The following is a 24,030-nucleotide window of genomic DNA, read 5'->3' as shown; positions in this document are numbered from 1 at the left end:
CAGCGGATCGGAAAGGGGAGGCGGGGTATGTCGGAAGCGCGAACGCGACTGCTCAACACGGCGACCGGGTTGTTCTACGTCGAAGGCATTCGTGCTGTGGGCGTCGACCGCGTGATCGCCGAGGCGCAGGTGACCCGCGCGACGCTGTACCGGCATTTTCCGAGCAAGGACGACCTGATCGTCGCGTACCTGACCCAGGCCGACGAGGCGATCCGCGCCCAGGTGAACGCCGCGCGGGCCGAGGACGCCACGCCGGACGACGTCATTCGAGCGGTCAGCCGGTCGATCGCCGACGACATCCAGAGCGCCGGCTTCCGGGGTTGCGCGTTTCTGAACGCCGCCGCCGAGTACCCCGACCCCGCGTTTGCCGTCCACCAGGCCGTCCTCACGCACCGGCAGTGGTTCCTCGAGACGATGACCGAGCTCTTCGCCGACCTCGGAAAGATCGACGCCGAACCCGCGGCCCGCCATTTCGTCATGCTCCGCGACGGCGCCATGGCCGCCGGCTGCCTGACCGACCCCAAGCCGGTCTGCGAAACCTTCCTCCGCGGAGTAGAAGGCCTCCTCACCTACCGCAGCCGCGAACCCTGAGCCGTGCTGCCCGCCGACAATCACGTACACAGCCAGTGGTCCTGGGACGCACTGCACGGCTCCATGGAAGCGACCTGCGAGCACGCGGCCGAACTCGGCGTACCGGCCCTAACCTTCACTGACCACGCCGACTTCACACCGTGGACCATCCCCGCCGGCACGGAACTCCCATCGGAGTGGCGGACCTTCGTCCGCGGCGGGATTCTGACCCCGCCGGCGTTGGATCTGGACGGCTATCTGCAGTCGCTGGAGCACTGTCGCGAACGATTCCCTGGCCTGCGGATCCGGTCGGGTGTTGAGATCAGCGACCCGCACTGGCACCTCGACTCGGTGCAGAAACTCCTAGCGGCCGCCGAGTTCGATCTGGTGATCAGCGCGGTGCACTCGATGACGACTGGCGGCGGCCTCGGTGAGGTTGCGTTGGCGTACGACGCTTGTCCCGCTGCCGAGGTGGTTCACGAGTACTTGGCGGAGACGCTGCGGATGATCGAGCAGTACGACGGGTTCGACGTACTCGCGCATCTCGACTACCCGATCCGGTATTGGCCTAACGGCGAGCCCTTCGACGCAGGTGTGTTCGAGGAGGAGTTCCGTACCGTTCTGCGTGCTCTTGCTGCCGGCGGCAAGGCGTTGGAGATCAACACGAAGGTGCCATTGAGTGCGCAGATCCTGCGGTGGTGGTACGCCGAAGGGGGCGCGGGCGTGACGTTCGGCAGTGACGCGCACGAGGCGGGGGCGCTTGCCCGGGGATTCGCGGAGGCAGTGGCGATCGCGGAGGACTGCGGGTTTCGGCCAGGACCGACGCCCTGGAGCCCGTGGGTGCGGGACTTACGGGAACCGCTCCGGGCGGAAGTCTGCGAGTAGGTCGCTCCTCTCACCGCTGACGATCTCCGACGCGAGCAGCCGGCCGATCACCGGTCCGAGCGTGATGCCGCTGTGCGAGACGGCCTCGTAGTAACCCGGCGCGGACGGCACCGCGCCCACCGAGGGAAACCCGTCGATCGGGATCGGCCGTTCGACAACGCGCGTCTGCGCGATGCGCGAGCCGCTCAGCTCGTGTACGACGTACCGCGCGGCCTCCTGCAACCGGCCGGCGAGCGCGGCAGGAGCTTCGCCGGTGTCGATGAGCGCGTCGACCTCGCGGCTGTGGAGAACCACCGAATCGTTGCCGTCAGGACGGATCTCGACGTGAGGTGCGTGCATCGCCCGGTGAACTGGGACCTGAGGACAGCTGACCCGCGTGACGACGCCAGGCTCGCGCCGCATCGGCAGATGCCGTGAGATCAGCCGAGCGATGTGGGAGGCCCTGGGACCGGCCGCGTTCACCACAGCGGAGACGTGGAGACGGGTCCCATCGGACAGCGAAACGGTCCACCCGCTCCCGTCGGCGTCGATCCCACGGACCGCGGTACCGAACCGATGCTCAGCACCCGCCTCGCGAACCAGACGGCTGACGAGTCGGCGCCCATGCACCCAGGCCTCGTCGGGGTAGAACGCGACGGGAACCTCGTCTGGGATCGACAGAGCCGGTTCAAGGTGGCGGCGAACCTCAGCTCCTGTGATCAACTCGACCCGATAGTCCCACCGAGCCAGCAGATCCACCGTCTCCAGAAGCTGTGCGGGATCGTCTGCCCAGCGCAGGTGGCCGCTGGGATGCCACCACGAGCCCGGCCCGATGGCGTCGGCGAGCTCACGGTACGCCGCCATACCGGCGACGTTCAGGTCGAAGTACGACCTCCGCACGGTCTTGTTGCTGGCGTTGACCCACGAGAACGACCAGTTCGTGACGCCTTCGCCCGGCTGGCCCGCGTCGACGAAGATCACCTGCGCGCCGAGGCGGGACAGATTCCAGCCGACACAGGCTCCGAGGATGCCGGCTCCGATGACGGCAACGGGCTCAGGACTCGTCATGTTCGTCCTTGCTGACAAGGGTTTTCGCCCACTGCTGGGCCTGGTTGCCGAGGAGGTTGTCGGTGAGCCAGCCTGCCGCGACGAGCAGACCAATGGATCCGGCCGTGATGAGTACCGCAAGCACCATGTCACTCATCGTCGAAGAGATCGAAGCGCGCAGACAGTGGCAAGAATGCCGTTCTCCGATAGATTCTGGACATGCATCGAGTGGCGGTTCTGGCGGTCGACGGGATCCACAGCTTCGATCTGGCGATGCCGCTGCAGGTGTTCAGTACGGCGCATTCGCTGCAGAGGGAGCCGGGCGAGATCTTCGGTCCGCGGCTGTACGACGTACGGGTCTGTGGTGATGGTCGCGATCTGATGATGGCGGGCGTCGGGGGAGTGGAGATGTACCGATTCACGCCGCCGTATCCGCTGGCGGCCGCGATCGACGCGGACACCATCGTGGTCATCGGCGTACCCGCGGGTCGCGAACCGCTGACCGAAGCGCTCGATCTGCTGCGCGAAGCGCACCGGAGTGGCATCAGGATCGCCTCGATCAGCGCGGGCGGTGCCAGTGTGATGGCGGCTTCCGGGCTGCTGGACGGTCGGCGGGTGGCGACGCACTGGTCGCGTGCGGACCTGCTCGCGGAGCGATATCCGCAGGTGATCGTCGACACCGACGTGCTCTACATCGACCACGGCGACGTACTCACGTCAGCCGGCGCGGCCAGTGGCATCGACATGTGCCTGCACATGATCCGTCAGGACTTCGGATCCGCGGTCGCCGCCGACGTCGCCCGGCACATGGTCGTCCCACCGCAACGCGACGGCGGGCAGGCGCCGTACATCGCGCACCCGGATCCCGGCGACGACCACGGATCGCTCGAGCCGACGATGCGGTGGCTGCGAGAACGGCTGGGGGAGCAGGTCACGCTCGCGGACATCGCGTCGTACGCCGGACTGAGCCCGCGCACGCTCAACCGGCGATTCCGCGAACAGACCGGAACGACGCCACTGCAATGGTTGCTGCGGCAACGAGTGCATCATGCGCAGGAACTGCTGGAGACAACCGACCTGTCCGTCGAGGAGATCTCGAGGCACTGCGGTTTCGGTACGTCGATCGCGATGCGCCAGCACTTCGCGAAACACATCAGAACATCGCCGATGACGTACCGCCGTACGTTCCGCGCCCGCACCGATCCTTGAGGCTCGCTGTGCATGACAGAGCCCCGCCGCGATGTGCGGCAGGGCTCCGACTTCGGACGACCTAGCGAGCGGTCGGCACCGGCTCGCGGTGGCTGGTGTCGATGGCGAGGTCACCGACGTAGTTGGCGCGCAGAGTGAAACGGTCCCGGCTGTTCGCCTTGACCCACTCCGCGGCCTTTGCGGCGGCTGTGTCAGCCTGCGCCCGGGTCTCCCAGGTGCTGATGGAGACGAAGGCGTTCTTCTCGACCTGGGCAACCCCGTAGGACACGAAACCCTGGCTCTCCTTGAACAGGGGAACCATCCCGGACTTCGCCTGGCCTACGACCTCGTCGAAGCTACCGGTCTTGATGTCGTACAGAGCGACGCGCGTGCAGCGCATGGTGTGCCTTCCTGTGGTGGAGCGGCTCGCGTAAACCCGCGAACCAGTTCCACTCCTGAACCTACGCTAGTAATCTAATACTGGCAATGCAATTCCTAGATCTGTCCATCTAGTATGATGTGTGTCATGCCCTGGGGTTTCCTGACGAACCACGCGCAGGCACTGCTGTGCATCGCGCACGATCCGGGTGTGCGGTTGCGGGAGATCGCGATCGCGCTCGGCATCACTGAGCGCGCCGCCTTCGGCATCGTCACCGATCTGGTGGACGCCGGATACGTGGTCAAGGACAAGAACGGACGTCGCAACCGCTACGCGGTCCAGGTCGACAAGCCGCTGCCGGAGGCTCTGCTCAACCAGCGAACGGTCGGCCAACTCGTGGATCTCCTCGCGCACACCGAGTTGGAGACGCACGACGACACCTGAGCCGGCAGAGCGGCCAAGCGAACTTTCGTGGTCACCGGTACGTCGCACGGTGCGAACTTGCCGACAGAAGGAGCGCTTGTGCCGAAGACCGACTACGACGAGTTCGCTGAGGCGTACTCCGCGGACAACGAGGTCAATCTGCTCAACGGCCACTACGAACGGCCGGCGATGGTGAGCCTTGCCGGTGAGGTATCCGGCCGCCGCGTCCTCGACGTCGGCTGCGGCTCCGGCCCGCTGATGGCGGCGCTCCGCGACAAGGGCGCGATCGTCTCAGGTTTCGACCTGAGCGCTTCGATGCTCGAACTGGCGCACCGGAGGCTGGGGGAGGACGCCGACCTGACCGTCGCGGACCTGGCCAAGCCGCTCCCGTACGACGACGCCGCCTTCGATGATGTTGTGGGTTCCCTGGTCCTGCATTATCTGAAGGACTGGACCGAGCCGCTGGCCGAACTTCGTCGAGTGCTCAAACCGGGCGGCCGCCTGATCCTGTCGCTGAACCATCCGTTCGTCTACACGGCGCTGAACCCCGACGGCGAGTACTTCGACATCGCGGAGTTCTCGTTCGACGCCGAACATGCCGGCCGTACGGTCGTGTACACGATCTGGCACCGGCCGCTGCAGGCGATGTCCGATGCTTTCACGGCCGCGGGTTTCCGGATCTCCGTCATCAGTGAGCCGCCGATCTCCGTGGACACGCCGCCCGAACTGCGTCCGCCGAACATGTTGCATCCGGCAAGATTCATCAGCTTCGTCTTCTTCGTCCTCGAGGCGTGCTGACGGTTCGGGGCACCGTGGTGCCGTAGGGTTCGGGGGTGTCTCAAACCGACGTGCTCGTCCTGCGGCCGGCTGCCGGTCCGCGCCGCGTGGTCCTGAGGTTCACGGCAGTGACCGCCGCGGCCTTCATAGTCGGCGGCGTCGTGGCCGGAGGCCGGGCCGCCTTGATCACCAGCATCGGTCTCGTCGTGCTGCTGGCTGCCAGCATGGCCGTGTACCTTTCGCGGTCCCGCATCGTCGTCACCCCGGCCGAGATTTCGGCGCGCGGGCTGACCTTCCACCGCCGCCGCGACCGCAGGCTCGCCGCCTCGGTGCTCCGGGCAACGGTGGTCCAGCCCGGGGCTGTCTCCGAGACGATCGTCGTACTGGACGCCGGCCAACGCGCCCTGCTGAGCATCAACGGCGCCCTGTACGCGCAAGCCGATCTCGACCGGCTGGTCCACCACCTCGGCCTGCCCATCGGCGGGCCGTCCGGCCCGGTCACCATGGCACAACTGGGCCGCGAACGTCCCGACGCCGTGAGCTGGGCCGGCCGGCACCCGATCGCGTTCCCGCTGCTGTGCGCGCTCGGCTTCGCCGTCATCGCGGTCGTCCTCGGAACCCTGATCGCAGCCCTGACCGGTTGACCTGCCTACTCGGCGGCGGCCTGGACGGCGTTCAGGATGCTCGGCAGGCTTTCCGGGTGGGCCATCTTCAGGTCTGCGAGTTCGTGCGGCCGGAACCAGCGAAGATCGTCGTGCTCCTCGGGCGCGGCGTTGACCGGTTCTCCGGCCCAGTGCGTGACGAGGAACCCGTGCATGTGCAGGGCGGGGTTGCTGACTGTCATCGGTATCGGCACGAGGTCGTGGACCTGTACGCCGACCTCCTCGAGGCATTCCCGACGTACGGCCTGGTGAGGTTGTTCGCCCGGCTCGACGTGTCCGCCGACGAAGGCCCAGCAGTCGGGGTACGCATGACGCAGTGAATTGCGATGCGCCGCGAGCACGAGGCCGTCACGCACGAGGACAGCGGTTGCGATCTGAATCCGGTCGACCATGCCGGCACCCTATGTGCGACCGCCGACATTGAGCGTTGGCCCTGGGGGAGTGTGCAAGGCTGACGGACGTGGAGCGTATCTTTCCTGACGGTGCCGCCGACGAACGTGGCGTGCTGACCGGGTTCCTCGACTGGCAACGAGCAACCGTACGCCGAAAGGTTGACGGGCTGCCGATCGAACTGGCGGACCGCGCCCTGCTGCACACGTCTCCGCGCATGACGATCGCCGGCGTCGTCTCGCATCTCCGGCAGACCGAGTACGACTGGTTCGCCGGCAGCTTCCCGTCCCTCGCGGACGAACCCTTCGAGCCGGCCTCAGACGGAGGCTGGTCGCCCGTCGGCCGAGCAATCACCGATCTGCTGAGCGCCTACGAAGCCGAATGCGCCCAATCGAGACGCATCGTCTCCCAACTGACACTAGACACCATCCAGCACTTCACCCCACCACAGTTCGCCCCCGTCTCGCTCCGCTGGATCCTCACCCACCTGATCGAAGAAACAGCCCGCCACCTAGGCCACCTAGACATCCTCCGCGAACAACTCGACGGCACCCGCGGCTACTGACGACCTCCCAGCAAACTGGCACCGCGACGAGCGGGGGAGCGAGAGCTGACCTTTCACTCTCCGCGGCACACGGTGGGCCTCAGCGGCTACACAGAGACCCAGCAGTAGAGCTTCTGATCGCCGGCCTGTGCTCGTTGGGCCAGTCCGGCCAACTCCTTCAGGAACTCTGCGAGGTCACTTGGGTCGGCCGCGTTCCAGAACTCTTCCGTTTCAGACCACGGTCCGGCCACTCGCTCCAAGGTCTCGTCGCTGGCCTCGGCGAGGGCCGCCGTCAGGGGATCAGTCAGTGTGAACACGAGGCGCTCGCCCCCGTCGCGCATCGCAAGGTGGTGACCGCTTCGAGGATCGTCGACCACGTCGTCGTACGGCCGCCCGGTGAGCAATTCCTCGAGCGTTCCGAGCTGCACGACAGGGTCGATGCCCTTGACCGAAAGCGTGTCGTAAACGACGAGGTCGGGCGCTGCGCTGACCGCGGGCTCTGGCGCCCGGCGCTTGCGGCCGAAGATCCCGCGCTGCCGCCCCTCAGGCGGAGCAACCATCGTCTCCGGACTCCCTGGGCCACCAACACGATCAATGACGGAGGCCGCTTCCTCATCGGATGCAGCTGCGAAGTAGTCGAAGAGCACACCCATAGCGAACATCCTGCACGACGCTGGGTGCTTCTGTGACCGGCAGAACGGCAAAAGTCGGCGAGACTCATCTAGGGGTGTAGGGCAGCAAGGGCTTCTCAACGGTGAGGAGGTCTTCGATTGGGCCTAGCCAGCTCGAGGGGACGAGGAGCTTGTAGGTAGGCGCGTGGGAGACGACGCTCGACACGCGGAGGTCGCCGATCAAGCTGAGGAGGGCGTTGGCCTGCTCGAAGCCGAGTTGCTGGGTGAACCCGAGGTGATGAACGGCGTCCGAGATGGCTTGGGCGTAGGCGTCTTTCTCGGTGAAGCGGCTGCAGAGATGGACGGTCACATCAGAGGTACGGACGATGGGACGGTGCGGACGGGTGCCCGGGATGACCTCGACGGTGAGGTCGCACCAGGAGGCGATCTCAATGCCCTGGCCGCTGATCTCGCCATCGCCCATTGCGGCGTGCGCGTCGCCGATCACGAACCGGCCGGACCCGATGTCGTCGTAGAGATAGAGGGTCGAGCCTGGGGCGAACTCCTTGGTGTCGAGGTTGCCGCCGTGGTCCCAGGGGTCGGCGATCAGTTCGGGCCGGACCAGGCCGAGCCAGCCGAGCATCGGGACAACTGGTACGACGTGATGGCCGTCGAGGATCGCCTGGTCACCGCGGAGTTCGGCGCGGCCGGCGTATTCCTGGTCCGCGGACTCGCGCAGAACGCCGCCCCAGGGCTCCCAGGGGTTGGTGGTGGTGGCGAAGCCGTACCGACCGACGGGGTCGAGCTCGAGGGCGTGGAGATGGAAGGCGAGAGTGTCGCCCGAACTTACGCCCTCGACGCGGAGTGGGCCGGTCAGGAAGGGGTAGTCCGAACCGGGCCAGGTGCGAATCCGGGTTCTCCGACCGGGCTGAAGACTCGCGGCGTCCGGGAGATCGTGGCAGTCCAGATCGACAGGCGGCGCGGCGACGGGGTCCATCACGGCACTGTAGGACCATCGAAGCGATGTCACAGACGATTATCAGATGAGGCAAGTCCCGTTCTTTGACTGGTACCGGCGGGTGTTGGAGTACCGGGAGTCACTGGGACGCAGGAGCGGTGATCGTAGGTGAGTAGGTACCAAATGGCTGGCGCTCGCCGCCGCGAACCTGCCAGGGTGCCGGATATGACCGAGGTTGTGGTACCGCTGACCGTTCGCGATCTGACCGACGCGGACCTTGCAGCCTGCGGCTGGTACGGGACAGCGACGGACCTTGCGTACGTCGCTGAAGCGATTCAGCGTGCCCGCCGAGGCGAGGTCGACTACCTGGCCGTCTGTCCGCCTTCTGATCTGCCAGTTGCTGTTGGTGGCGTTGACTACACCAAACCGCCCGGCGGAGCGACGATCTGGCAACTGTCGGTCCAGGCCGAGCTGCGCTCATGTGGGATCGGCTCAGTCCTGATCGGCGCGTTGGAGCAGCTCGCTCGAGGCCGCGGACTCAGCTGGGTGGAATTAGGCGTGGACGACAGCATGTCCCGGCCCCGTGCGTTGTACGAGCGGCTGGGCTATGTGGTGAGCGGCAGCGAGATCGGCTCGTGGGACCAGGAGGCTGCGGACGGATCAACGGTCCGCTACGAAGCGCGAATCACTCTGCTGCGCAAGCAACTGACCTAGAAGGCCGACGGGACTCTTTGCACCCTCCGGCGTCGGCGTCGGGCTGTCTGTCGTGCTCTCGCGAGTTGAAGGACACCGGACAGCTGCTGCTGCGGTTCACCGCTATCTGGAGGTTGTGAGGGCCATCGCTGGAACGGATGCTTGGACGTAGCTTGTCATCGCTGCGGCGTCGTCCGTACTTGATGGGTTATCCGTTCGTCTTGTGGCTTCTCCCTTCTAATAACAGGGGAGAAGCCACAACATCAGCGGATAGCCCCTGAAATGCGCGGTCGCCGGACAGCTCCACGGATCCAAGCTTGGCTTAACCCGCGATGGCCACTGTCCAGCTGATCGTCAGTAGGACGAGCCCGATTCCGAGGCAGGCGATTGCTCCGTGCCAGCCTCGGTAGCCGTGTACGTCGAGGTAGGCGCGGGTGGGATCCGCGGGGTCGTAGAACACCGGGACCTCGTCTCCCTTGCCGAACGGTCGGCCGATGCCGAAGTTCACCGGGCGGCTCACGTCGCGCCCTTCGAGAGTGCGGAAGTAGTACTTGCCGGTGGAACGATCGGGCTCGCCGGGGGACCTCGACGTTGTGGTGCGGACCTTTGTGATGCGCCCGTTCACCCTGACCGCGCGACGGCCGAAGGCGAACCGCTTGGCCGCGAGTCCGAGGCCCACAGCGACGACGAGACCGCCGACGACTCCAAGCCAAAGCACTCCGCGACCCTACGCCATCTCGAGGTCTCCCGCCCGACGGTGTACCGATAACTGGTAGAAACGGGAGTTGATGAACCGGGAGTAGCGGGGGCGACTAGTTGGACACCGTCACCCTGATCTGAACCTTGTTGTGGTCCGAGGGGAACTGCTCGGGCACCAGGTCTGCGTCGGGCAGCTTGTTGGTCCAGCCTTCTACAGCGACCACGTTGGTGGTTTCATCCTGCGCTCGGGAGACGTAGACCTGATCGATGTGGTTGCCGTTGCAACGGACGGTCGGAACCGAGGTGCAGCTCTGGCGCTGGAATCCGTTGAAGGTGTCGTACGCCGCCCCGGACTTCTCGACGGCCACATTGAAGGCATTGGTACGCAGCCGCGCGTTCCACAGGTAGTCGTTGAGCGGCCGCATGGTGCCGTCGCTGCTCTGGTAGGCGGCCGGGATCGTGACACCGACGGCCGCATCTGCCAGTGATGGGTAACGCGTGCCGTTGGTGTTGAAGTCACCAGTGAGGAAGTCGGGGGAGTCGTGGCCTGCCCACGCGATGTAGCGGGCGTCGGCGAACAGGTCGTCCAACTCCTTGAAGCGCTGGATCTGACCCCTCACGGGGTCGCTGTCTTCACCCGGCCTGGTACCGCCACCCTGAATTGGCACATCCTTCGTGCTCGCGCACACGCCGTCACTGTTCACCGTGGCATCAAGGTCGTAAGTGGTGAGACCGCACTTCGACGACGTGAGATGAACGTTCGCGACGACGATCTCGCGCCCACTCGCGATGTGCTTGAGGGCGACCCAGCTCGCGGTCTTGCCGGCCGCTGCGCCCCCGACGACCACGGTTCCGGACGCGATTCTTCCACTGCTGTCCCTGAGGATCTGGAAGGTCGCGCTCTTCCAGTAGATCGGTCGGGAGTTCGTCGCATAGTCCGCCGCTGTCGTGTAGCCGTTGGCCTGCATGCCATTCCGGAAGTCGGTGCGCCTCGCGTCGTTGCTACCGGCTTCCTGGATACCGATGACATCGGGAGCGTACGAGCCGATCTCCCGGAGCAGGTTTGTCCTCTGGGACGGCCAGGTTGCGCTGTCCGTCCCATTGGCATGAATGTTGTAGGTCCCGACGCGGAAGGTGGCAGACGGTGCGGCCGCCGCCGCGGGACTCGCCAGACCCGAAGTCGCCACCAGAGCCGTCGACATCAGTCCCGCTGCGACAACGCCCCTCAGCCACGACGATGCAAGCGGACGAGTCATTGACCTGCGTTCCCGAGAGATGTTCACAGTTGGCCCTCAGCGATCGTGGGATGGTGCGCCCACCGTACAGAATCCGGCCCGACGGCCCGACCGCTGTTGCATCTGATGAAACGCCCACTCTCAACTGGCAGGCACGAGAGTTGCTGAGGCTGGTCAGATCGTCCAGGTGCGAGTTTTCGCATCTGATGAAACTCGCACTCTTGAAGCGCCGATAACGGACATTATGTCAACTAGTAGTCTGCGTAGCATGGTGTGGCGTCAGGTTGTGAGTCCGTCCAGTGCCGTACGCAGGAATGCGTCGCGTCGTTGTGTTACTGCCGCAGTGTCGAGCCGCCTTCCGTCGGTGGTGAAGCCGGGAAACCCTTTCAACTCGGTAGGTGTGTTCAGTGCGGCGATGGCATCCCAATAGGCAACCGATCTGGCTTCACGGCCGGCCTGCTCTTGCCAGCCGTTCAGCACTTCGTCAGGTGCCTCCGGCCCGTACTGGATTGCCATCTGCAGTCGAAACCCGCACAGATCCACACCTGGATCACCGACGCCGGCTGTCTTCCAGTCGATGAGTGCTGTACAGGTTTCGCCCTCGAACAGCATGTTTCCGGGCCAGGCGTCGCCATGGAGGAACACTTGGTCTCCGGTGGGAACTCCGTGCTTCCTGGTTGTCTCATCGGCGTGTTGCAGCAGCTGCGTGGTCGGCATCCGGCCTTCGCGCCGGTCAGCTGCGTAGTCATCGTCGGCGACCGGTCGCGGCCGGATCCGAAGATGCTTATGGCCTGGACCTGGAATGGCGTGGACCTTGGCCAGAGCTGCACCCGCGTTCCGTAGCCGGGTCTCCGATACGACCGGTGGTAGTGCACTGCTGCCAGGCAGCCAGGTCTCCAATGTCGCCACGGTTCCAAGGGCATGCCCGTCAAGATCGGCGGCCACCAGGCGCGGCGCCGACAGACCGAATTCAGCCGCCAGCTCCAAGGCTCGTGCGTTTGTCGCTACCATGCGCGGCCCGATCCACTCAGGGACCGGCACCTTCAGAACAAGATCGGTGAAACCGCCGCCAGCCATCCGAAGGTGAAACGAGCCAGAATCACGACCCGCCTCCAAATGCAGGGACTCAACGTCTTCGAGCCGGCCGCCGGCCACCTGTGAAACCCACCCCAGCAGCTCATCAGACAACTTGGCCACGCTGTCCTCCGTCGGTCCGGCCATTGATCAACGGCAGTCTTCCGAAGCCTCGCTGACCACGCAACAGACGTGGGGCGGATCCGGCAGGCGGCCCCGCGAGGCGCCCGCAGCACCCGCCCGGCTCCCCCACCCGGTCAGCGGGCACCCTACGGACACTCAGGTCGGACGAACCGGTGTTTGTGCCTTGCTCGCGACCACCATGTAGTTCTCGGCCTCGAGATCGAACGTGCTCATTTCCGTCCGGAGTCCGGCCTGGTGCAGTTCGGCTTCGAGTTGGTCGTGGCGGTAGGGCCAGCAGGACAGCAGTTCTGAGCGGACACGAACCGAACCGGTCGCATCGACTTGCGCGATCGCGATCTCGATGTGGTGCTCGTCCTCCCACTGGGGCGCGATCTCCCAGCGGTAGATCACTAGGGCATCGCGACCGTTTCGGCGGACGAGTCGGTCGCGGATGTCGAGCCGGGAACCTCTGGCCCTCACGAGTTCCCACGTGCGGGATGTGAGTACCAAACGCCCGCCAGGGCGCAGAAGGCGTGACATCGACTCCAGAGCGGCAGCCCGGCCTGTCGCGCCCGCGGCGTGGTGCAGCGAGTTGCCGACGCAGAACACCATGTCGAACGTGTCGTCCTCGAAATGGTCGGGCAATTCTTCCCAGTTCGCCCGCACGGCCTGGACGGATGCACCGAACTCCTCAGACAGCTCTGCAGTCCGACGAACCATCGCTTCGCTGGCGTCAGTTGCGACAACCCGCAGGCCACGACCGGCGAGGCCAACCGCCAACTGCCCGGTTCCGCACGAACAGTCGAGGACGTGAGCGTTCGGCGGCAGGAGACTGAGAACGTCGTCGAACGACGCAGCGAATTCGGCCGGAGGCAACTTTGCATCTGAGATGAGCCATTCGTACACCTCGGCAAGCACGTCATAGTCCGTCACAACCACTACCTCCGTCACGCGGCAGTTCACGGGTGGGGCGCTAGTCCATCAGTAGAGCGAGCCGGGCACCAATGGTTTTCGCAGCGTGGCCAGTGCTAGCACTCCCCTATTGTCCGGTCAGCCAGTTCAAGGTAATTCGGGCGACTTCGGCTGCTGTCAGGTGTTGAGTTTCGAGGCGAAGATGCCGGTGTCTGGTGAGGAAGTCGTCGGCTGGAGTCGGCGTGGAGCCGGCTGGGTCGGTGTTCAGTTGGTGGATTTCCAGGCCCCGGACGTTGTTGTCGGACCATTCGATGTTTCGTTTGCTCGGTTTGGCGGCGAGCCGGGTTTCGCCGCGGTTGCGTACGAGACGCGTTTTCAGGTCGGCGGCGAGCTCCAGCACGCAGACCTCGCCACCGGCTGCCTCGTACGGCGTGACCAGGTCCTCGACGTAGGCGGTGTCAGCTGGGTTCCGCAGGTCCCAGACGAACGTGAAGATCAAATCCAGATCGTTGCGGGCGGCTTCCTCGATCACACGCCGGCGGAATTCGACGTTCAGGACATTGAACGGCGGCGTGCCGTAGCCGAAGGCCTCGACCAGCGGCTCGATGGTGTGGTGATTGTGAAACAATCTGAAATTGCTCTGCGCGGCGATTTCCCGGCCCACCGTCATCTTACCTACAGCCGGTGGTCCAATGATCAGAAGCAGCCTCATGGTTGACCCGGCCGGAGCTTGAAGATCAGGATTCCGAGGTATTTGTTCATCCACGCCTGCTTGTGCGGGTAGCGGCGCCGGGCGTCCTCGGACAGTTGCGGCTCGATCGCGGTCTCGATCCACAGTCCGGCCGCGCTGAACACGTTGATCAGGTCGGAAATCGTGTACGAACGTTTGGTGAGGCTGATGTTCTCGTTCCAGCCGGTAACGTACGAGAACGGCTCGGCCGAGAAGTACTCCTCCCCCAACGACGTCCCATTCTGTTCGGCCCGTTCAACGGCGTACCGGATCGGTTGCGTTTTCGTCAGCACGATGAATCCGTCGTCGGCCAGCATCGCGCGCGCAGCCCGCAGAGTGCGGACCGGATCTTTCGCGTAGCCGAAAGACTGCAGGAACAGGATCCGGTCGAACGTGCGGCCGGCGAGTTCCGGCAGCGAATCCAGCCCGGAGAGATCGCCGCGGATGAATTCCACTCCGGGCGGCGCAGGGCTGAGGAAGTTGCCGCTGACATCGATTCCTACGGACCCGGTCGCGCCGGCTTCGGCCAGCTCGGCGAGCTTGCCGCCGTTGCCGCACCCGAGGTCCAGCACCGACCGTCCGGTGACATCACCTAGAACGTCTCGCTGCGCGGGCCACTCGACAAGGCGATCCAGTGAATCCTCCCTGGACCGCGCCCGCTCGTAGTCCGGAGCGAGTTCCAGCCACGCCTGGCTCGTCTGTGCGTCGTCTGACATCGCCACGAAGCAGACCCTAACCGCTCCCCCGGCACCCAGACCGGCTAATTACGATGCGTCGACGGCTCGTGCGGCCTAGATTGCGGGGGGTGAACCTTTCGCAGCTCGGTACGCCGGTCAGGCCGATGATCCGCGTCCACGGCGGGTTCGCCAACCGGATGTACCGCCTCGACACCGACCAAGGGTCGTTCGCGGTCAAGGAACTGAACGTCGTCGACCGTCGGTCGACGTACCACGTCGAGGACGTGTTCCGGTTCGAGCAGGCGGCCTTCGCTGCCGGCGTACCGATGCCGGAGCCGATCTCCGCGAGCGACACCATGCTCGTCCACCGCTGGGCCGAGGGAGAAAAGGTGCCCGAGGCACCGGTATCGAACGCCTACGCGTTCGAGATCGGCGAGATCCTTGCACGCATTCACGCACTCGACGTCGACTGGCCGCACGAGCCGACCGAGGAACCGGCGTCACATGACTGGCCAGAGCTCGCGGAACACGCGGTGGCGACCGGACAGCCCTGGGCCGACGAGCTCGCCTCCCAGGTCGAGACGTTCCTCGCGATTGCCCAGTTCGTCGACACCTGCGAACGACCGGGCCCCGTCGTACTGACCCACAAGGACATCCAGCCGTGGAACCTGCTCGCGCGAGACGGCCGGCCGGTAGTGCTCGACTGGGAGCTCTCAGGGATGCTCGACCTGTCCGGTGAGCTCGGGTCGACCGCGCTCAGCATCGCGAAAGGACCAGGCCTCGACTCCATCGAGCCTGCCATTTTCCGCGCAGTCCTCGACGGGTACGTCGCCGCGGGCGGAGCGTTGCCGCCTCCGGGACCGAGCTGGTTCGCCTTCATGATCGGCGGCTGGCTGGGGCACACCAGATGGAACGTCCTGCGCTGCCTCACGGGCGCCGAGACGAACAGCGGCCCCGATCTCGCGCTGTCACAGGAGTCGGCAGGCAACGGCGTACGCGGCCTCCCCGAGCTGTTCGCCCGGCTTCCGGAACTCGTGAGGCTGGTGGGGTGACGACGCCTCGCTCGCTCATCGACTCGGTGGTGCGGTCTGTCTGCGGTCGCGACGTCGAGGGTCTCGTTCCGCTCGCCGGCGGCGGGATGAACGAGACGTACCGCGTCGAACTTGCCGGTGATGCGGCGGTCATCGTCCGGATCGCGCGGCAGGAGGTGCCGTGGTTCATCGACGAGGCGTACCTGATGACGGAGGCGCGCGCTGTGGGCGTGCCGACCGCAGAGGTACTCGGCCTCGAGCACCTGGACCACGACGGCGAACTGTTGTCCTTCTCGGTCCAGCAGTTCCTGCCGGGCCGTTCCCTCGACGAACTCGCCGGCGATCTGTCTGCCGCTGACCTCGAGCGGGCAGTCCAGGACGCCGGCGAGATTCTGGCCCGCGTGCACAGTGTGGTCCCGGACGACCAGCGCGGCATCCGCCACGAACTGCGGCTGCCCGAAGAGCGCGAAGTCACCCGAGTGGCAGGCATCGTCAGCGAGAGACTCAACCCGGCGGCAGCCGCGGTCGTCGAACGTGGGGCCGACTACCTGCGCGAAGAGATCACGACCCGCGCCGCTCCCCCGACGACGCTCGTTCATGGCGACTTCTGCCCGAAGAACCTTCTGATCCACAACGGCACCGTCGCCGGCATCATCGACTGGGAGTTCGCCGGACGTACGTCGCCCGCGTACGACTTCGCGCAATGGGAACTCGACGCCGACGAGGTGTTGCAGGACCGGCTGGATCTCGTACGCCGGGGCTACGCGCGGATCGCCGATCCCGAATCGGCCGAGGCGGGCTGGACCGCGGCGTACGCCATCGACTGGGCACTGGAAAAACTCGGCTGGAGAAACCCGGCCACACCCGCGCAGTTCCGACGCTGCGTCGACGTGATCGCCCGCTACACGGCCTCTGCTACAACACTCGGTACAGAGCCGGGGTAATCACCCTCGACGCCGACCACGCGGGGTGCTCCGTGAAAGCCATTCGAGGTGCTGCAAGTACTCGTGTACGGCGGGCGTCCACGGGCCGACCGGGCGGAGTAGGTGGGAGCCGCGGCGCTCGGGACCGCTCGTCTGCCGGCCTCCTCGGAGGTCATGCACGGCTCAGCGGCCCGCTGTGAGGAGGTAGGTGGCGGGGATGCTCATGGCCTGCTCCCCCAGGCCCGGGTACATCTCCTCGATCGGAAATTCTTGCAGAGCGCGTACGGTCAGCCCGGTGGTGACGACCGCGGTGACGACGCTGCCGATGCCCCAGACGAAACTGCGGTGCGGAACATCCGGCGCACCTATTGTTCGGGTGATTTCCGGGGCTTTCAGCGGGTCGTCGTACCCGACGCGGTCGGTGCCGAAATAGTCGCCGCTGACGGACAACGCATTGTCTCCGCGGACCGTCAGAATCTCCCACAGCGGATGATGCTCGCTGATCACCAGGACACCGCCGGCGTTGAGGCGAGAGGCGACCGTGCGCGTCCAATCGGTGAGGTCGGGAACCCAGCACAGGCCGCCCCACGAAATGTAGATGACGTCGAATCCGGTGAGCTCCGCATCCAGCGTCATCATGTCCTGCAGGACGAACGTGACATCGACCCCCAGCGCCTCAGCCTTCGCTCGGCCGGTGGCCAGATGCGACGGCGCGATATCGACGGCGGTGACCTCTGCGCCGAGCCGTGCGAACGTCAACGCCTCATCACCAACCGAACACGCCAGCTGCAGTACGCGGCGGCCGCGGACATCACCGATGGCCGCAAGCTCGTCGTCCGTCAGCGCACTGCCACCGCTCGAGAAGAACTCGACCGGTTCACCGTGACGGTGTGGCGCCAGCCGCTCCCAGTACTCGCTGTTCTGCCTGACGACCTCGGACACTCGCGACTCGGACACAACGCTGACCGTATTCGGAACAGCTCGCCCACGCATCACGATTTGGGCAGCTAGTGTCCTGCGCCCGAAGTTCGCGACATAAGTCCAGGCCCGAAGACGTCATCACGGCGGGCCCGCAGCACATTCCCCAGCAGCGCCGACGGCATCTTTGTGCACCCACCAACCAAATCCCGGCCGATTCCGTGGTCGAGCCGTGCACAAAGAAGCGCCGCGCCGCGACGCGACGGGGCTTTGGGGAGGTCTGCGGACCGAACGTGCCGGTCGGGGACTGCGGGCCGCGCCGGTCGAGCCGCGAGTGCATCGGGATTGACTGATGACGCGAACTTGCGGTGCGGGATACTAGTTTCCTGAGTCCGACTCAGGACACTAGGCTGCCGCAATGCGATCCGAGGGGCGGCCGGAGAACTCACCTTTGGCTGACGGCTGGGATGCCAACGCCGGGGCCTGGATCGAGTGGACCAGACGAGGGCTCGACAGCTACAGCACCCACAAGCACGCCTTCCTCCCGTTGATCCCGCCGCCGGGCCGGCTCACCGTGGACGTCGGCGCGGGTGAGGGCCGGGTCAGTCGTGAACTGCGGGCAGGAGGACATCGCGTCCTCGCGATCGATCGGTCGCCGACCATGATTCGGTCGGCAGCGAAACACCCCGAGGTACCCGTACCGGCGGTTGTCGCCGATGCGGTGAACCTCCCGCTGCCGGACGCGGTCGCCGACTGTGCGGTCGCGTTCATGTGTTTGCACGACATCGACGACGTCGTACCGGCGATCGCGGATGTCGGGCGCATTCTCACCGTCGGCGGGACATTGGTGATCGCGATCGTGCACCCGCTCAATTCCGCGGGCGATTTCGATCAAGGCACGAATCCGCCGTACGTCGTTCCGGATTCGTACACCGAAGCCAGGCATTACACCACCACGCGCACGCGAGACGGTCTGTCGATGACGTACCACGGAATTCACCGGCCGCTGCAGACCTACACCGACGCCCTCGCCGACGCGGGCCTGGTGATCGAGCGTCTCCGGGAATACAGCTCCGATGACCCCGCGAACAAGTGGTACCGGATCCCGCTGTTCCTGCACATCGTCGCGTCCCGCCGCTGAACCGCTCAGCGCTCGGGGCCGCTGTGTACGTGAATGTGCAGGTGCTTGGAGTCCTGGTACTCGCCGAGATTGGTCAGCACCGCGGCCGCCCCGGTGGTTCGCTCGGTCTCTGCCGCGATCGCCTGCACGACCGCGAACAACCGGCGTACGACGTGCTCGTCGGCCGAACTCACCGTGGTGAACGACGCGATGTGCTGTTTCGGCACGACGACGATGTGGTGCGTCCAGTACGGCCGGGTGTGGTGAAACGCCAGCACCAATTCGTCCTCGTGCACGACATCGAGGCGGCTCGGGTCCGGAATCGCCACGTCGCAGTAGAAGTCGTCGCCGCTGTATTGCACCGTGCGAGGATAGCGACTCCCCCTTGTGAAGACGATCACAAGGGGCGATAGGGTGACCGGATGACGCGCGACGGAGTCCGGCGACGTACGGCGCGGGTCCGCGAGTGGCTGGACCGGACCAGCGAGACGGGGAACCCGGCAACCGCCAACGATCTGGCCGGACCGTTCCGCTTCCTCTTCTGGCTCGCGCGGTCCCAGTCGCGGCGCGTCGCGTGGGGCGGAGTGCTCGGCACCTGCTGGATGGTGGGCCTCGCAGTACCTCCGTGGGTGCTGTCCCGCGCAGTTGACGAAGGACTTGTGGCAGGCGACACCAGTGCCCTGATCAGGTGGGCAGTGGTACTGCTGGTCGTCACCGTCCTGAATGCGCTGGTGGGTATCGCTCGGCACCGAACGATGACCAAGGTCCGGATGGACGCATCCTTCCGCGCAGTCCGCGCGGCGGTCGAACACACCTCCCGCTTGGGCGCCTCGTTGCCGGGGCGCGTCAGCACGGGAGAGGTCGTAACGGTCGGCATCGCCGACGTGTACACAGTCGCAATGGCGCTGACCGTCGCCGGCCCTGGCGTCGGCGCGGTCGTCGCGTACGCCGCAATTGCCGTCGTACTGTTCACCACTTCCCCGCTGCTGGCCGCGGTGGTGCTCGCCGGCGTTCCGCTGCTCGCTGTCGCGGTCGGACCGTTCTTGCAGCGCATCGAACGCACTGGCGGCGAGTACCGCGTGCACCAGGGACGGTTGACGACCCGCCTCGTCGATGTGTTGGCGGGGCTTCGTGTGCTGAACGGACTCGGTGGGAAGGCGTTCGTCGCGGAGCGGTACGAGCAGCAGTCGCACGGGCTGGTGGGACACGGCTATCGCGTCGCCGGACCGGCCAGCTGGGTCGGCGCGTTGTCGACGGGTCTGCCGGCGCTGTTCCTGGCCGCGGTCGTGTGGTTGTCGGCGCGCATGGCTGCCACCGGATCCATCACGATCGGCGATGTCGTCGCCGTCTACGGGTACGTCGCCGTGCTCGTCGTCCCGGTGTCCGCGTTCATCGAGGGTGGCGGCGACATTGCCCGCGCTCGCGTGGCCGGGCGACGCATCATCGACCTCCTGAACCTGCCGGTTGCCCCGCACAACGACGGGGCCGTCCCGGACGGCTGCGGCCCCCTGGCCGACCCTGCCTCGGGCGTGATCGTTCGTCCGGGCGTGTTGACCGCCTTGGTCGCCGCTCGGCCGGCGGACACGAGGACGGTGATCGAGCGGCTGGGTCAGCTCGACGTCGACGCGAACGTGAGCTGGGCCGGTGTGCCGATCGGCGGTGTCGCGCGGGACGAGTTCCGGCGCCGGTTGGTTGTTGCCGACAACGATGCCGAGGTGTTCGCCGGTACGGTTCGGGACGTTGTCGCGGGCCGGGTCGAGCCTGACGACGACCGGATCCGCGCGGCTCTCCGCGTCGCTGTGGCCGAGGACGTCGTGGAGGCGCTGCCCGGTGGTCTGGACGCGACGATCGCCGCCGGCGGGAGCGATCTGTCGGGTGGGCAGCGGCAGCGGATCCGGCTCGCCCGCGCCGTGTATGCCGCGCCGGACGTTCTGCTCGCGGTCGAACCGACGTCGGCCGTCGACGCGAACACCGAGGCGGCCATGATCGACCGGATCCGCGCAGCCCGGCGCGACACGACAACGGTGATCACGACGTCGTCCCCGCTGGTGCTCGATCGCGCCGACGAGGTCGTCGTACTGGTCGACGGCAAGACGTCGGCGGTCGGGACGCACGCGGACCTGCTGCGCGGCGATGCGTACTACCGCGACCTCGTCTCCAGGACGATCGGTGAGTAGTCAGTTGCCGGTGGCCGGCCCCGCCGAGGTCCGGGCCGCGGCGCGACGTGATCTCCGAGCGGAACGACGTACCGTGGTCGGCCTCGTCCTGGTCAACGGCCTTGCCTCCGCGGCTGGTCTGATCGGTCCGTGGCTGCTCGGCCGCATCATCGACACGATCCAATCGGGCTCCGGGGACGTGCTCAGCACCGTCGACCGGCTGGCCTTCGGCGCACTCGTGTTCACCGTCGTGCAGACGGTGCTGGCGTGGTGGGCGCTCAAGATCGGCTACCGGTTCGGGGAGCGTACGGCGGCGCGTGTTCGGGAGCGGTTCTTGCGGCGGACTCTGGCGCTGCCTCCACGGGTCGCGGACCACCTTCCGGCCGGCGACCTGATCGCTCGCGGAAGCACCGATGCGTCGGTGGTGGCGTTCACTCTGCGATCGGCTGTGCCTGAGGTGCTGGTGGCGCTGGTCCACGCCCTGTTCCTGATCGTCGCGGTGCTCGTCTTGGACCTCTGGCTCGGGCTGTGCGGGCTGGTGTCTCTGCTCGGCGTCGCCGCGGCGGTGCGCTGGTACGTACGACGTGCGCGGCCGGCGTACCTCGCGGTTGCCGCAACCGGTGCGGACATGGCCGACGTCGTCGCCAGCACGGCCAAAGGCGCCCGTACGGTCGAACTTCTCGGACTGGAACGGCGCCGTTCCGAGGTGACCGAAGCGGCCGTTACTCGAGCCCGGTCCGCGCGGCTGAGCGCTCTGTGGTTGCGGACTGTGCTGTTTCCGTGGGCGGAGGTGTCGCTGGCGCTCCCGGTGGTGGGAGTTCTTTTGATCGGCGGTGCCTTGTACGCCAATGATCTGGTCAGCCTCGGGGTCGTGGTGACGGCCACGGTCTACCTTCGCCAGCTCGTCGGGCCCCTCGACACCCTGATGCTCTGGATCGAACAGCTCCAAGGCGCCGGTGCGTCGTACGCGCGTGTCGAAGGGCTGGCGGATGTGCCCACGACCGAGTCCGAGCCCACCGGGAGCGCTGACGGCGACCGTATCCGGGTGGACAACGCGCACTACAGCTACACGGGGGCTCGCGACGTACTTCGGGGAATCGACCTCGTCGTGCAGCCTGGCGAACGCTTGGCCGTCGTCGGCACCTCCGGAGCCGGGAAGTCGACCCTCGCGCGGCTGCTCGCCGGTCTCGACCGCCCGCACACCGGGTCGGTGACCATCGGCGGTACGCCGGTTGCGGACCTGCCGCCTGACCAGCTCCGCGAACACGTCGTACTGATCACCCAGGACCATCACGTCTTCCACGACACTGTGCGGGACAACCTGCTGATCGCGAAACCGGACGCGACGGACGACGAACTGCGCGCGGCGCTTGCCGCGGTCGGAGCCACGTGGTGGGAGGACCTGCCGGACGGGTTGGACACTGACCTAGGCGAAGACCTCGACGATGCCGGCGCCCAGCAACTCTCGCTCGCCCGCGTCGTCCTCGCCGACCCGCACACCCTGATCCTCGACGAAGCGACCGCCCTCCTCGATCCGAAGACGGCACGCCGTACCGAGCAGTCCCTGGCCGCTGTCCTCCAGGGCCGCACCGTCATCGCCATCGCCCACCGGCTCCAGACAGCACATGACGCCGACCGAATCGCCGTCATGGAGGCCGGCGAACTCGTAGAGCTCGGCACCCACGACGAACTCGTCCACGCGAACCACGTCTACGGCCGTCTCTGGCACACCTGGCACAACTCGTAGACCGGCAACCTGCTGTAGAAACGTTCTGTGCTGAACAAGCGGGTCATCGCTGGGCTGCAGCGACGTGTGGACGGGTTGTTGACGCAGCATCAGGTTCCGGGGATCGCCGTCGGGATCTGTGACGCGAGTTCGATGCTGTGGTCAGCCGGGTTCGGGAGTACGCGGGCCGGCGGCGGTGCGCCGGTGACCGCGGAGACGATGTTCGGCGTCCAGTCGTGTTCGAAGATGTACACCGCGACGGCGGTTCTCCTCGCGGTCCGGGACGGGCTGGTGGACCTGGACGTTCCGATCGTCGAGTACCTGCCGGAGATGCGTCTCAACAGTTCCTTCGACGCTCGACCCGAGCGTCTGATCACGCTGCGGCATCTCCTCAATCACACTGCTGGATTCACCCACGAGGCGCCCGTCGGATCGAACTACGCCGTCGGCCGGGAGTCGTTCGGCGCCCATTGCCGCAGCATCGCCGACACCTGGCTGCGGTTCCCCGTCGGCCACCACTTCCAGTACTCGAATCTGGGGATCGACCTCGCCGGATACATTCTCGAGCGGCGCAGCGGAGTGCCGTTCGACCGCTTCGTACGCCGGACGGTGCTCGAGCCACTGGGCTTGCGGCGTACGACGTTCAACGCAGCGGAGATCCGGCGTGAGAAGGACCGTGCGATCGGTCACGCGTCGGGCCACGCGCACATCCCGGTGCGGGTCCCGATGGTTGCCGCGGGCGGGCTGTACACGAGTGTCAACGACGCCTGCCGATTCATCCAGTTCCAGTTGGGCAGTGGTGCGCTGCTTGCCGAGATGCACAAGGTGCCGGGCGAGGACCGCGGATATGGGCTCGGTCTCGCGGTCACTCAGGCGCACGGTGTGCCCGTGCGCGGGCATGGTGGTGGCGGGTTCGGGTTCCTGTCGGACATCTACTGGGCGCCGGACGCTTCGATCGGCGTCGTCGTACTGACCAACTCGACCACGCACCCGTTCCAGTGGGAGCTCGCCGCGGAGATTTTCCGCGAGGTGGTCCCGCACCGACCTGCGCGAAAGGTCACTCCTCCCCCAGAGGTAGCTGCTGGACCGTTGGCCGGTCTGGCGGGCAACTACAGCGGGAGCGGGTCCGACCAGGTCACATTCGCGGTGGAGGGAGACCGAGGCTTCCTGGTCCGGGGCGAGACCCGGCATCCGGTGCGGTTCCTCGGTCCTCTCGAGTTCATGGTCGAGCACGAGCGATTCAGGTTCCGCGACCTCGACGACGCTGGACACCCGGCGTACCTCGAGGACGACGGAGGCGTTCGCTATCGCAACGACGTACCGGCCCCGGCGCCGGCCGCCGCGGACGGGCCGTGGAACCGGGACTACGCGGTCCGCGTGTACGGCGTCCGCGCCGCCACGGCCCGGTTGCGCAAGGAGAACGGCGTACACCTCTTCGACCACTGGCACGGCGGAACAGTCCGCCTACGCCGCCACCGCCCCGACCTGTACATCTCCGCAACCGGCGAAGCCCTCGACCTGACCCGCACACCCCCGACCTACGCCAACATCCACCTGCATCCCCTGTGACAGAAAGTCCGCTGGGTGTGTAGGAATGGCG

Annotated in this window: 28 protein-coding genes; 14 read left to right on the top strand and 14 right to left on the bottom strand. The window is 66.3% G+C overall.

Annotated features, from left to right (window positions below; translation table 11 throughout):
- The first annotated feature begins 27 nt into the window (after positions 1 to 27).
- Together E0H50_RS32065 and E0H50_RS32060 are read left to right on the top strand one after the other, a co-directional pair.
- The gene (locus E0H50_RS32065) at positions 28 to 591 is read left to right on the top strand and encodes a TetR/AcrR family transcriptional regulator (RefSeq protein ID WP_131294625.1); all 564 of its coding nucleotides are present in this window, start codon (positions 28 to 30) and stop codon (positions 589 to 591) included.
- A 3-nt stretch (positions 592 to 594) separates the two neighbouring features.
- Positions 595 to 1,455, top strand: coding sequence for a PHP domain-containing protein (locus E0H50_RS32060; protein WP_202868421.1), 861 nt, complete (start codon positions 595 to 597; stop codon positions 1,453 to 1,455).
- Here E0H50_RS32060 and E0H50_RS32055 read toward each other — a convergent pair.
- Entirely contained in the window at positions 1,420 to 2,502 is a 1,083-nt protein-coding gene (locus E0H50_RS32055) for an NAD(P)/FAD-dependent oxidoreductase (RefSeq protein ID WP_131294623.1), read from the bottom strand. The genes E0H50_RS32060 and E0H50_RS32055 overlap by 36 nt on opposite strands.
- Positions 2,489 to 2,638 (bottom strand): hypothetical protein, encoded by a 150-nt coding sequence (locus tag E0H50_RS43185; protein WP_165547365.1) that lies wholly within the window; start codon positions 2,636 to 2,638, stop codon positions 2,489 to 2,491. The genes E0H50_RS32055 and E0H50_RS43185 overlap by 14 nt, the downstream gene beginning before the upstream one ends.
- A 62-nt stretch (positions 2,639 to 2,700) precedes the next feature.
- Between E0H50_RS43185 and E0H50_RS32050 the strand changes: the two genes are divergently transcribed.
- A complete protein-coding gene (locus E0H50_RS32050) occupies positions 2,701 to 3,690 on the top strand; it encodes a GlxA family transcriptional regulator (RefSeq protein WP_131294621.1) in 990 nt (329 codons plus the stop codon).
- A 61-nt stretch (positions 3,691 to 3,751) separates the two neighbouring features.
- Here the strand turns inward: E0H50_RS32050 and E0H50_RS32045 are convergent, their stop codons facing one another.
- Positions 3,752 to 4,069 (bottom strand): hypothetical protein, encoded by a 318-nt coding sequence (locus E0H50_RS32045; RefSeq protein ID WP_131294619.1) that lies wholly within the window; start codon positions 4,067 to 4,069, stop codon positions 3,752 to 3,754.
- A gap of 126 nt (positions 4,070 to 4,195) precedes the next feature.
- Here E0H50_RS32045 and E0H50_RS32040 point away from each other — a divergent pair, with 126 nt between their 5' ends.
- From E0H50_RS32040 to E0H50_RS32030, 3 genes are all read left to right on the top strand, one after another.
- Positions 4,196 to 4,492 carry a helix-turn-helix transcriptional regulator gene (locus E0H50_RS32040; RefSeq protein ID WP_202868420.1) on the top strand — a complete coding sequence of 99 codons (297 nt, stop codon included), beginning with the start codon at positions 4,196 to 4,198 and terminating at the stop codon, positions 4,490 to 4,492.
- 78 nt (positions 4,493 to 4,570) lie between these two features.
- Complete coding sequence (locus tag E0H50_RS32035) at positions 4,571 to 5,269, top strand: class I SAM-dependent methyltransferase (RefSeq protein WP_131294615.1); 699 nt, start codon at positions 4,571 to 4,573, stop codon at positions 5,267 to 5,269.
- 35 nt (positions 5,270 to 5,304) lie between these two features.
- Entirely contained in the window at positions 5,305 to 5,892 is a 588-nt protein-coding gene (locus tag E0H50_RS32030; RefSeq protein ID WP_131294613.1) for a hypothetical protein, read from the top strand.
- Between the two features lie 5 nt (positions 5,893 to 5,897).
- Here E0H50_RS32030 and E0H50_RS32025 read toward each other — a convergent pair whose 3' ends face one another.
- On the bottom strand, positions 5,898 to 6,302 hold the full coding sequence (locus tag E0H50_RS32025) for an NUDIX domain-containing protein (RefSeq protein ID WP_131294612.1): 405 nt from the start codon (positions 6,300 to 6,302) through the stop codon (positions 5,898 to 5,900).
- A 68-nt stretch (positions 6,303 to 6,370) separates the two neighbouring features.
- On the opposite strand from E0H50_RS32025, the gene E0H50_RS32020 reads away from it, so the two are divergent.
- Positions 6,371 to 6,865, top strand: coding sequence for a DinB family protein (locus tag E0H50_RS32020; RefSeq protein WP_238151491.1), 495 nt, complete (start codon positions 6,371 to 6,373; stop codon positions 6,863 to 6,865).
- A gap of 86 nt (positions 6,866 to 6,951) precedes the next feature.
- Here the strand turns inward: E0H50_RS32020 and E0H50_RS32015 are convergent, their stop codons facing one another.
- Both E0H50_RS32015 and E0H50_RS32010 read right to left on the bottom strand, forming a co-directional pair.
- Positions 6,952 to 7,497, bottom strand: a complete 546-nt coding sequence (locus E0H50_RS32015; protein ID WP_131294610.1) for a hypothetical protein — start codon at positions 7,495 to 7,497, stop codon at positions 6,952 to 6,954.
- A gap of 64 nt (positions 7,498 to 7,561) precedes the next feature.
- Positions 7,562 to 8,452, bottom strand: a complete 891-nt coding sequence (locus tag E0H50_RS32010) for an acetamidase/formamidase family protein (RefSeq protein ID WP_131294608.1) — start codon at positions 8,450 to 8,452, stop codon at positions 7,562 to 7,564.
- 186 nt (positions 8,453 to 8,638) lie between these two features.
- On the opposite strand from E0H50_RS32010, the gene E0H50_RS32005 reads away from it, so the two are divergent.
- Positions 8,639 to 9,127 carry a GNAT family N-acetyltransferase gene (locus E0H50_RS32005; RefSeq protein ID WP_131294606.1) on the top strand — a complete coding sequence of 163 codons (489 nt, stop codon included), beginning with the start codon at positions 8,639 to 8,641 and terminating at the stop codon, positions 9,125 to 9,127.
- A 301-nt stretch (positions 9,128 to 9,428) separates the two neighbouring features.
- Here the strand turns inward: E0H50_RS32005 and E0H50_RS32000 are convergent, their stop codons facing one another.
- The 6 genes from E0H50_RS32000 to E0H50_RS31975 form a co-directional block, all read right to left on the bottom strand.
- Positions 9,429 to 9,824 (bottom strand): DUF3592 domain-containing protein, encoded by a 396-nt coding sequence (locus tag E0H50_RS32000; RefSeq protein ID WP_131294604.1) that lies wholly within the window; start codon positions 9,822 to 9,824, stop codon positions 9,429 to 9,431.
- A gap of 94 nt (positions 9,825 to 9,918) precedes the next feature.
- Positions 9,919 to 11,007: an endonuclease/exonuclease/phosphatase family protein gene (locus E0H50_RS31995; protein WP_165547364.1), complete on the bottom strand. Its 1,089-nt coding sequence runs from the start codon at positions 11,005 to 11,007 to the stop codon at positions 9,919 to 9,921.
- 312 nt (positions 11,008 to 11,319) lie between these two features.
- On the bottom strand, positions 11,320 to 12,237 hold the full coding sequence (locus tag E0H50_RS31990) for an aminoglycoside phosphotransferase family protein (RefSeq protein ID WP_165547363.1): 918 nt from the start codon (positions 12,235 to 12,237) through the stop codon (positions 11,320 to 11,322).
- 156 nt (positions 12,238 to 12,393) lie between these two features.
- Positions 12,394 to 13,170, bottom strand: a complete 777-nt coding sequence (locus E0H50_RS31985; protein WP_131294598.1) for a class I SAM-dependent methyltransferase — start codon at positions 13,168 to 13,170, stop codon at positions 12,394 to 12,396.
- A gap of 106 nt (positions 13,171 to 13,276) precedes the next feature.
- Positions 13,277 to 13,861, bottom strand: coding sequence for a DEAD/DEAH box helicase family protein (locus tag E0H50_RS31980; protein ID WP_131294596.1), 585 nt, complete (start codon positions 13,859 to 13,861; stop codon positions 13,277 to 13,279).
- Positions 13,858 to 14,595, bottom strand: a complete 738-nt coding sequence (locus E0H50_RS31975; protein WP_131294747.1) for a class I SAM-dependent methyltransferase — start codon at positions 14,593 to 14,595, stop codon at positions 13,858 to 13,860. The genes E0H50_RS31980 and E0H50_RS31975 overlap by 4 nt, the downstream gene beginning before the upstream one ends.
- Before the next feature lie 89 nt (positions 14,596 to 14,684).
- Here E0H50_RS31975 and E0H50_RS31970 point away from each other — a divergent pair, with 89 nt between their 5' ends.
- Together E0H50_RS31970 and E0H50_RS31965 are read left to right on the top strand one after the other, a co-directional pair.
- Entirely contained in the window at positions 14,685 to 15,608 is a 924-nt protein-coding gene (locus tag E0H50_RS31970; RefSeq protein ID WP_131294594.1) for a phosphotransferase family protein, read from the top strand.
- Positions 15,605 to 16,531: a phosphotransferase family protein gene (locus tag E0H50_RS31965; RefSeq protein WP_238151490.1), complete on the top strand. Its 927-nt coding sequence runs from the start codon at positions 15,605 to 15,607 to the stop codon at positions 16,529 to 16,531. The genes E0H50_RS31970 and E0H50_RS31965 overlap by 4 nt, the downstream gene beginning before the upstream one ends.
- Before the next feature lie 162 nt (positions 16,532 to 16,693).
- On the opposite strand, the gene E0H50_RS31960 is transcribed toward E0H50_RS31965, so the two are convergent.
- A complete protein-coding gene (locus E0H50_RS31960) occupies positions 16,694 to 17,467 on the bottom strand; it encodes a class I SAM-dependent methyltransferase (RefSeq protein ID WP_165547362.1) in 774 nt (257 codons plus the stop codon).
- 379 nt (positions 17,468 to 17,846) lie between these two features.
- Here E0H50_RS31960 and E0H50_RS31955 point away from each other — a divergent pair, with 379 nt between their 5' ends.
- Entirely contained in the window at positions 17,847 to 18,569 is a 723-nt protein-coding gene (locus E0H50_RS31955; protein WP_131294590.1) for a class I SAM-dependent methyltransferase, read from the top strand.
- 5 nt (positions 18,570 to 18,574) lie between these two features.
- Here the strand turns inward: E0H50_RS31955 and E0H50_RS31950 are convergent, their stop codons facing one another.
- Positions 18,575 to 18,910 (bottom strand): HIT domain-containing protein, encoded by a 336-nt coding sequence (locus E0H50_RS31950; RefSeq protein ID WP_131294588.1) that lies wholly within the window; start codon positions 18,908 to 18,910, stop codon positions 18,575 to 18,577.
- A 60-nt stretch (positions 18,911 to 18,970) separates the two neighbouring features.
- Between E0H50_RS31950 and E0H50_RS31945 the strand changes: the two genes are divergently transcribed.
- The 3 genes from E0H50_RS31945 to E0H50_RS31935 are packed head-to-tail and all read left to right on the top strand — an operon-like array spanning position 18,971 to position 23,999.
- Positions 18,971 to 20,725: an ABC transporter transmembrane domain-containing protein gene (locus E0H50_RS31945; RefSeq protein ID WP_131294586.1), complete on the top strand. Its 1,755-nt coding sequence runs from the start codon at positions 18,971 to 18,973 to the stop codon at positions 20,723 to 20,725.
- Positions 20,718 to 22,451: an ABC transporter ATP-binding protein gene (locus E0H50_RS31940; RefSeq protein ID WP_202868418.1), complete on the top strand. Its 1,734-nt coding sequence runs from the start codon at positions 20,718 to 20,720 to the stop codon at positions 22,449 to 22,451. Before E0H50_RS31945 ends, E0H50_RS31940 begins: the two co-directional genes overlap by 8 nt.
- A gap of 27 nt (positions 22,452 to 22,478) precedes the next feature.
- Entirely contained in the window at positions 22,479 to 23,999 is a 1,521-nt protein-coding gene (locus E0H50_RS31935) for a serine hydrolase domain-containing protein (RefSeq protein ID WP_131294582.1), read from the top strand.
- The last annotated feature ends 31 nt before the right edge of the window (positions 24,000 to 24,030 follow it).

Origin of the sequence: Kribbella sindirgiensis (assembly GCF_004331435.1) — a bacterium.
GTDB classification, from domain to species: Bacteria; Actinomycetota; Actinomycetes; order Propionibacteriales; family Kribbellaceae; genus Kribbella; species Kribbella sindirgiensis.
The sequence above is the reverse complement of the archived record's forward strand: the minus strand, read 5'-3'. Positions and strand labels throughout refer to the sequence as shown.